Below are 7,803 nucleotides of genomic sequence, written 5' to 3'. Positions count from 1 at the left end.
AGGGTGGATTTGCCGCAGCCGGAGGGGCCGAGCAGTCCCGTGATCCGGCCGGACGGTACGGAGAAGTCGAGGCCGCGCAGGACGGGGTGGTCGCCCCTCCTGACGGTGAGGCCGCGGGCGTGGACGGCCGCTGTCGCCAAATTCATCATGTGATGAATAATGCGCGCACCGCAGCGCCTCCGTCAAGCGTCGATACCCGCCCCGACGCGCGGAGGACCGCCCGGGTCCTCCCCTGGCGGTCCTCTGCGCCGGTCCTCACCGGCAGCGGTCCTCTGCGGCGGTCCTCACTGGCAGCGGTCCCCTGCGGCGGTCCTCACCGAGAGCGGTCCCCTGCGGCGGTCCGCACTGACAGCTGATCAGCTTCCGTTGACGACGGCTGTCAGATCGACCACGTACGCCTCCTCCAGGGTTCCGTCCGGGAAGCGCGCGAGCAGCTCGGCCCGCTCGGTGGCGAGGAAGGCTTCGGAGTCCCGCTCGTCCCGCATCTGGAAGAGCGAGTGGCTGCCGAGATTGGCGAGGTGCGCGTCGACGGTGACGCGGCGGGTCCAGGGCACCCGGCGTGCCACGGACTCCAGCGACGCGGGCAGCCCGTCGTCCCGGCCGTGGGCGCTGTGCGCGCCGTGCGCGCTGTCCCCCGCCCATGCCTCGATCCGCGCGCCCTGCTCCGCGATCCAGGGGACCGAGCCGTCGGAGACGTTCCACCACAGGGCGAGCGTGCCGCCGGGACGCAGCACGCGCAGTGCCTCGGGCAGCGAGCGGGCCGGGTCGGTCCAGTGCCAGGACTGGGCGTACGTGATGAGGTCGGCGCGGCCGTCGGCGATCGGCAGGGCGTCGCCGAACGCCCGGACGAGCGGGACGCCCGGGAGCGTCCTGCGCAGTCGGTCCGCCATGCTGGGGCCCGGTTCCACGGCGGTGACCAGGGCGCCGCGTTCCCGCAGCGAGCGCGTGGCGATACCGGTGCCCGCGCCGACGTCGACGACGCGGGCGCCCCGGAGGGGGCGGCCGGCCAGTTCCTCGACGGTGTCGAAGAGCGCGGGCGGATAACCGGGGCGGGCGGTGTCGTACTGGTCGGCCACGGCGTCGAAGGAGAGCGCGCGAAGAGTCATGTCTCCCATGCTGCGCCCATGTGCCGGTCCCCGGCACGGATCTCCACGGATCTCCACAGGTCCCCGGCATGGATCTCCGCAGGACTCCGCTGGTCTCGGCAGGTCTCCGCAGGTCTCCGCAGGTCTCCGCAGGACTCCGTTGGTCTCGGTAGGTCTCCGCAGGACTCCGTTGGTCTCGGTAGGTCTCCGCAGGACTCCGCAGGACTCCGTTGGTCTCGGTAGGTCTCCGCAGGTCTTGCCCGGTCTCCGCGCTATCCGCGCTCGGACTTGGCGCCCTCGGGTCCCCGGCGCGCGGCCGGGTTGCCCGTGCGGGCGGCGCGGCGGCGCTCGTACTGGGCGACGGCCGCCTCGTGCTCCCGGCGGCGCAGGCCCTCCCCCGGGGCCTCGGACAGCGAGCGCAGGAAGTAGGCGATCAGTGAGCCGATGAAGCCGATCGTCTTCAGCCCGCGCAGCGACTCCTCGCGGGCCGGATCGGCCGGGCGGCGGCCGAACCCCTCCCATGTCCTGCGGAACGCGACCGCGCCGCACACCGCGAACACCACCACGACCAGCGCTCCGACGAAGGACCCCACGGCGGCGATCTCCAGCCCCTCGTACGCGAGCCGGAACAGCAGACAAGCCGCGAAAGCCGTGGTGAGCGAGCCGATCGCGACCGCGACGCGCCGCGCCGCGTACCCCCCGTCGTGGCCGACCCAGGTGGTACCGAAGAAGCGGATGGCCTCCGGTTCCGGGCCGCGGCGGCCTTCACGGCCTTCGCGGCCTTCGCCCGGTACGGGTACCTGCTGACGCTGTGCGGGATGTTCGCTCACCGGGCGATTATCGCCCGGTGAGCGCGTTTCGTCACGATCGGCGCCGTGCGATCGGCGCCGTCACGACCGGTGCGGTGTCCGATCAGCCGCAGCGCACCGCGACGTAGCCGCTGCTGCCGGTGTAGACGTACGCGTCCGAGATGTACTCGCCGTTGGCGATGTTGTCCCAGATGCTCGTCGTGCCGTACGGGCCCGCGATGGACTCGCCAGGACGCTGGCAGTTGATCGGCACGCTCGCGCCGTACGCCAGGACGCGGACGAGCGCGTACTTGGTGCCGGGCCCGCTGCGGACGTTCACCCGGTAGTTCGGGTGCACGGCGTACCGCGTGGCCGCGATCGTGGCCTCGTTCGCGCTCGCGCTCTGTCTCTCAACCTCTTCTGTCGCCATTGGGTCCTCCCCCTTTGAAGGTGCCGCGGTCCCCTCACCGCGGGCGGATATCTCCGCGCCGCGCACGCTAGCAAGCCATGGCCTGATAGCACGCACCATCGACTAGGCTCCGTGCGTCGCGCTTGCGCACGAATTCATCGGGGGTGGGCGGTGCCACCACTGCGCAATACCGGGTCGGCCCCGGAAGCGGAGCGTCCGGATCGCGCCGGTAGCTACCTGCTCGAATCAGCCCTGGGGTCAGGCGGAATGGGCGTGGTCCATCTGGCCACCTCCGCTTCGGGGCTGCGCCTGGCCATCAAGGTCGTCCATGTCACTCACGCCTCGGATCCCGAGTTCAGGGCGCGGTTCCGCCAGGAGGTCGCCGCCGCGCGGCGGGTGAGCGGTGCCTTTACCGCGCCGGTCGTGGACGCCGATCCGGAGGCCGGACGGCCCTGGATGGCCACGCTGTTCATCGACGGCCCCACGCTGTCCGAGCGGGTGAAGCGGAACGGCCCGCTGGGCTACGGGGAACTCGTACGCCTCGGTGCGGGACTGGCCGAGGGGCTGCGGGACATCCACCGCGCCGGCGTGGTGCACCGCGATCTCAAGCCGAGCAACGTCCTGTTGGCGTCCGACGGCCCCAAGGTCATCGACTTCGGCATCTCCCGGCCCGTGGACAGCGACCTGCGCACGGAGACGGGCAAGCTGATCGGCACCCCGCCGTTCATGGCCCCCGAGCAGTTCCAGCGCCCGCGCGAAGTCGGCCCCGCCGCCGATGTGTTCGCCATGGGCGCGGTGCTGGTCCACGCGGCGACCGGGCGCGGGCCCTTCGACTCGGACAGCCCGTACATCGTCGCGTACCAGGTGGTGCACGACGAGCCGGATCTGACCGGGGTGCCCGAGGGGCTCGTACCGCTGATCACCCGCTGTCTGGAGAAGGACCCGGCGAACCGGCCGACGCCGGACGAGCTGATGGCCGCACTGCGGCCGGGAGATCTGGACGGCGCGGAGGCGGCGCGGGAGTGGGGCGCCGCTGCCGCCGGCCGGGCCCGGCGCGAGGGGACGAGTCCGCTCGTGCCCGCGCAGCGCCGCCCCGGCGCCGACGAGTCCCTGGCCCCGGCGCCCGTCGCCACCACCCACTCCCCTGCCGCCACCCGGCTGCGGACCCGGCTGCCGGGAACCGTCCGGTCCCCGGCAGCCGGGGACCGGAAGCGGCGGCGCCGGTGGACGGTGGCCGCGGTGGTGGCCGCGCTGGCCGTGCTCGGGGCGGCCGGTGTGGTGGTGGTACGGGGCACGGGCGACGGCACCGCGCCGTCCGCCCCCGCGCGGGCCGGCGCGGGCCGATCGCAGCCGGGCCGGGTGTTCCAGCCCTGGCGTACGAAGCTGCGCGCGGGGCTGCCGGTCTGCTCGACCGGCGGTACGGGCAGTGCTGCGGGTGGCGGTACGGGCGGCGGCGCCGGGGTGTACTGCGCCGCTCCCGGGGTCACCGCGGCCCGGCTCGACCCGGACGACGGCGAGATCCGCTGGAGCGTGCCGACCGCACGGGCGCCGAAGGGCGCGGCATCCGGCGACGAGGTGTCCGAGGACAGCGCCCCGCCCGTGTTCTCCGGCGGGCTGCTGCTGGTCGTCGAGCCCGCCGGATCCCGGCTGAGGGCGCTCGACCCGGCGTCGGGCGCCGAGCGCTGGGCGGTCGGCGTCGCCGCGTACGCGAACGTCCGCTACACGGCGGGTTCGGTGCTGCTCGTCTCGTACGACGGGACCGTGCGCGCGCTGGACAGCGCGACCGGGGCCGAGCGCTGGGAGCGGCGGCACGGCGGGACCGGCACAGTCTGGACGGCGGCCGTGGGCGGCGGCTCGGACGGCTCGGACGGCTCGGACGGCTCGGACGGCTCCCGAAGCGACGGCGCCAACGGGACCAACAGCACGAAAAGCGCCAACGGAAACGACTCTGCGGACGGCAGCTCCGAAGGTCCGCTGTTCGCCGCGACCCCGTCGGCCGACGGTACGGCGACCAGGATCAGCTCCGTCGACCCGGCCACCGGCCGACCGCGCTGGGAGAAGCGGCTGACGGGCTCGCTCACCCCGGCCGGTGCCACCTCGGACGCGCTCTTCCTGCTCTCCCGCGGCCTCGACGACCGCGTGGACGCCGTGGTGCGCGTCGACACGACGACCCGCGCCGTGCGCCGCGTGCCGCTGGGCGTGCCGGTGGAGCAGGCGCAGGCCACCGTGGACGGCGACACGGTCTACGTCATGGCGTACACGGGTTCGCTGCTCGCCGTGGACACCCGCGCGGGGAAGGCCGCAGGCGTGCGCTGGCGCCTGGAGACGACCGTCACCCGCGCCTCGCGCCCCACGGCCGCCGGGGGCCGGGTCTATCTGAGCGCCGGGGACGGACGGCTGCTCGCCGTGGACGGCACGCGCGGGAAGCTGCTGGGGCAGACGAAGCCCCGGATGGCGACGGGCTCCGACACGCTGATCCCCAGCCTGGCCGCGCCGGTCGCCCTGGCGGACACGGTGTTCGCGAGCGCGCCCGACGGGTCTGTCTTCGCCGTCGACGGCCGCGATCCGGCCGGCTGGTAGCTCCCGCGTCACCGATGGCGGTGGTCATGGCGGTGGCGGTGGCGGTGGCCCCGTACGCGGGCGGGCCCCCGGCGTACGCGATTCCCGTACGCCGGGGGCCCACCCGCGTCCCCGCTTCAGCCGCTCTCAGCCGAGCAGCGAAACGTCCCGGACCGCGCCCTTGTCCGCGCTCGTCGCCATCGCCGCGTACGCCCGCAGCGCCACCGAGACCTTGCGGTCGCGGGCGGCGGGGGCGTACACGCCGTTCAACGCCTCGCGGCGCGCCGCGAGTTCCTCGTCCGCGACCAGCAACTCGATCGAGCGGTTCGGGATGTCGATCCTGATCCGGTCGCCGTCGTGGACCAGCGCGATGGTGCCGCCCGAGGCCGCCTCCGGCGAGGCGTGCCCGATCGACAGGCCCGACGTACCGCCGGAGAAGCGGCCGTCCGTGACCAGCGCGCAGGACTTTCCGAGGCCCCGGCCCTTCAGGTACGAGGTCGGGTAGAGCATCTCCTGCATACCGGGACCGCCGCGCGGGCCCTCGTAGCGGATGACGATGACGTCGCCCTCGGTGATCTCCTTGCGGAGGATCTTCTCGACGGCGTCCTCCTGCGACTCGCAGACGACGGCGGGGCCCTCGAAGGTCCAGATGGACTCGTCGACACCCGCGGTCTTCACCACGCAGCCGTCCACGGCGAGGTTGCCCTTGAGGACCGCCAGACCGCCGTCCTTCGAGTAGGCGTGGGCGACATCGCGGACGCAGCCGCCGGCCGCGTCGGTGTCGAGCGTGTCCCACCGCTCGGACTGCGAGAACGCCTCGGCGGAGCGCACACAGCCGGGGGCCGCGTGCCACAGCTCGACGGCCTCCGCGGAGGGCGAGCCGCCGCGCACGTCCCAGGTCTCCAGCCAGTCCTTGATGCTCGGCGAGTGGACGGTGTGCACGTCCTCGTTGAGCAGGCCGCCCCGGTACAGCTCACCGAGGATGGCGGGGATGCCGCCGGCCCGGTGGATGTCCTCCATGTAGTACGTGCCGCCGGGGGCGACGTTCGGCGCGACCTTGGCCAGGCAGGGCACCCGGCGCGAGACGGCGTCGATGTCGGCGAGATCGTAGTCCAGCTCGGCCTCCTGGGCGGCGGCGAGCAGGTGGAGGATGGTGTTCGTGGAGCCGCCCATGGCGATGTCGAGCGCCATGGCGTTCTCGAAGGCGGCCCGGGTGGCGATGTTGCGCGGCAGGACCGACGCGTCGTCCTGCTCGTAGTGGCGCTTGGTGATCTCGACGACCGTCCGGCCCGCATTCTCGTACAGCGCCTTGCGGGAGGTGTGGGTGGCGAGCACCGAACCATTGCCGGGGAGGGACAGGCCCATGGCCTCGGTCAGGCAGTTCATCGAGTTGGCGGTGAACATCCCGGAACAGGAACCGCAGGTCGGACAGGCATTCTCCTCGATGCGGAGGATGTCCTCGTCCGAGATCGACTCGTCGACCGCGTCCGAGATCGCGTTGACCAGGTCGAGTTTTCGGACCGTGCCGTCCACGAGGGTGGCCTTGCCCGCCTCCATCGGCCCGCCCGAGACGAAGACCGTGGGGATGTTGAGGCGCAGCGCGGCCATCAGCATGCCCGGGGTGATCTTGTCGCAGTTGGAGATGCAGATCAGCGCGTCCGCGCAGTGCGCCTCGACCATGTACTCGACGGAGTCGGCGATCAGGTCGCGCGACGGCAGGGAGTAGAGCATGCCGCCGTGGCCCATCGCGATGCCGTCGTCCACGGCGATCGTGTTGAACTCGCGCGGCACGGCGCCCGCGGCCTTGATCGCGTCGGAGACGATCCGGCCGACCGGCGCGAGGTGGGTGTGGCCGGGCACGAACTCGGTGAAGGAGTTGGCCACCGCGACGATCGGCTTGCCGATGTCCGCGCTCGCTACGCCCGACGCTCGCATAAGGGCGCGTGCGCCCGCCATATTGCGGCCGTGGGTGACAGTGCGGGACCTCAGCTCGGGCATCGCCGTTCGCTCCTTCAACAGATCCTTCGGCAGAAAAGACTCTTTACGAGCGTACGCCTCGGCTCCAAGATCTGGACACGCTGTCCGGAATGCGGGATGCGCGTTTCAGCTCTCGGTCAGATAGCGCTGGAGGGTGGGCGCGACCATGGCGATGATCTCCTCGGGGTCCACGGACGCCAGCGGTTCCGCTTTGATCACGTACCGGAGGAACGCCGTCCCGATCATGTGGGAGGCGGCCAGCTCGGCGCGGAACTGCGGGTTCGGTACGTCCAGCTCCTTGGCGAGGCGGGACAGGAGCCTGCGCAGGACGAAGGTCCGCAGCGCCGTCGCCGCGGCCTCGTGGGTCAGCGCGGAGCGGATGACCGCCAGCAGCGGGGCCCTGGTCACCGGGTTCTCCCAGACGCCGAGGAAGTGACGGGCGAGCTGCTCGCCGATCTCTCCGCGGTCGCCCGCCAGCACCTCGTCGACCATCAGGGCGGGCTCGAAGGAGATCTCGATGGCCGAGGCGAAAACCTCGTCCTTGGTACCGAAGTAGTGGTGCACGAGCGCGGGATCGACGCCCGCGGCCCTGGCGATGCCCCGGACGGAGGTCTTGTCGTAGCCGCGCTCGGCGAATTCCTTGCGGGCCGACTCCAGGATCTTCTGCTGGGCACCGGGGCCCTCGTCGGCGTCCTTGCGCGCGGGGCGACCGCGGCGGCGCGGGGTCTGGGCGGTCATGACGGCTCGGAGGTCCGCGGCGGACGCGGACGCCGGGGGCGGCGGGGGGCCCGCGAGGCCCTGGGCGGTGAGCGCGGGGACGGACGCGAGCGCGAAGGAGGAGAAGGCGGCACGGATCCCGTGGCGGCGGCGCAGGATCGTGATCCAGGACAGCCCGGACTGGAACGCCTGCAGGCAGAGCCTCGCGAAGAGGGCGTCGTCGCCGTGGACCGGGCGCCCACACTCCTCGTCGTGGTAGGCGAGATAG

At 72.7% G+C, this 7,803-nt stretch carries 7 protein-coding genes and 1 pseudogene; 1 reads left to right on the top strand and 7 read right to left on the bottom strand.

Annotated features, from left to right (window positions below; translation table 11 throughout):
- From DVH02_RS28170 to DVH02_RS28155, 4 genes are all read right to left on the bottom strand, one after another.
- The coding region (locus DVH02_RS28170) for an ATP-binding cassette domain-containing protein (protein ID WP_114626677.1) at positions 1-149 on the bottom strand (149 nt) is incomplete at its 3' end.
- A gap of 207 nt (positions 150-356) precedes the next feature.
- Positions 357-1,115 (bottom strand): class I SAM-dependent methyltransferase, encoded by a 759-nt coding sequence (locus DVH02_RS28165; RefSeq protein WP_114626676.1) that lies wholly within the window; start codon positions 1,113-1,115, stop codon positions 357-359.
- 242 nt (positions 1,116-1,357) lie between these two features.
- Positions 1,358-1,822 carry a hypothetical protein gene (locus DVH02_RS28160; protein WP_114626678.1) on the bottom strand — a complete coding sequence of 155 codons (465 nt, stop codon included), beginning with the start codon at positions 1,820-1,822 and terminating at the stop codon, positions 1,358-1,360.
- Between the two features lie 175 nt (positions 1,823-1,997).
- A complete protein-coding gene (locus tag DVH02_RS28155; protein WP_114626675.1) occupies positions 1,998-2,303 on the bottom strand; it encodes a hypothetical protein in 306 nt (101 codons plus the stop codon).
- A gap of 150 nt (positions 2,304-2,453) precedes the next feature.
- On the opposite strand from DVH02_RS28155, the gene DVH02_RS28150 reads away from it, so the two are divergent.
- Complete coding sequence (locus DVH02_RS28150; RefSeq protein WP_114626674.1) at positions 2,454-4,862, top strand: protein kinase domain-containing protein; 2,409 nt, start codon at positions 2,454-2,456, stop codon at positions 4,860-4,862.
- A 126-nt stretch (positions 4,863-4,988) separates the two neighbouring features.
- Here DVH02_RS28150 and ilvD read toward each other — a convergent pair whose 3' ends face one another.
- The 3 genes and pseudogenes from ilvD to DVH02_RS35720 form a co-directional block, all read right to left on the bottom strand.
- Positions 4,989-6,839, bottom strand: a complete 1,851-nt coding sequence (ilvD, locus tag DVH02_RS28145) for a dihydroxy-acid dehydratase (RefSeq protein ID WP_114626673.1) — start codon at positions 6,837-6,839, stop codon at positions 4,989-4,991.
- A gap of 105 nt (positions 6,840-6,944) precedes the next feature.
- Positions 6,945-7,556 (bottom strand): TetR/AcrR family transcriptional regulator, encoded by a 612-nt coding sequence (locus tag DVH02_RS28140; RefSeq protein WP_199566444.1) that lies wholly within the window; start codon positions 7,554-7,556, stop codon positions 6,945-6,947.
- 120 nt (positions 7,557-7,676) lie between these two features.
- Positions 7,677-7,803, bottom strand: a pseudogene (locus tag DVH02_RS35720) (DNA-3-methyladenine glycosylase I); the annotation flags it as partial.

The organism is Streptomyces corynorhini, from assembly GCF_003346515.1.
Taxonomy (GTDB): domain Bacteria; phylum Actinomycetota; class Actinomycetes; order Streptomycetales; family Streptomycetaceae; genus Streptomyces; species Streptomyces corynorhini.
The sequence above is the reverse complement of the archived record's forward strand: the minus strand, read 5'-3'. Positions and strand labels throughout refer to the sequence as shown.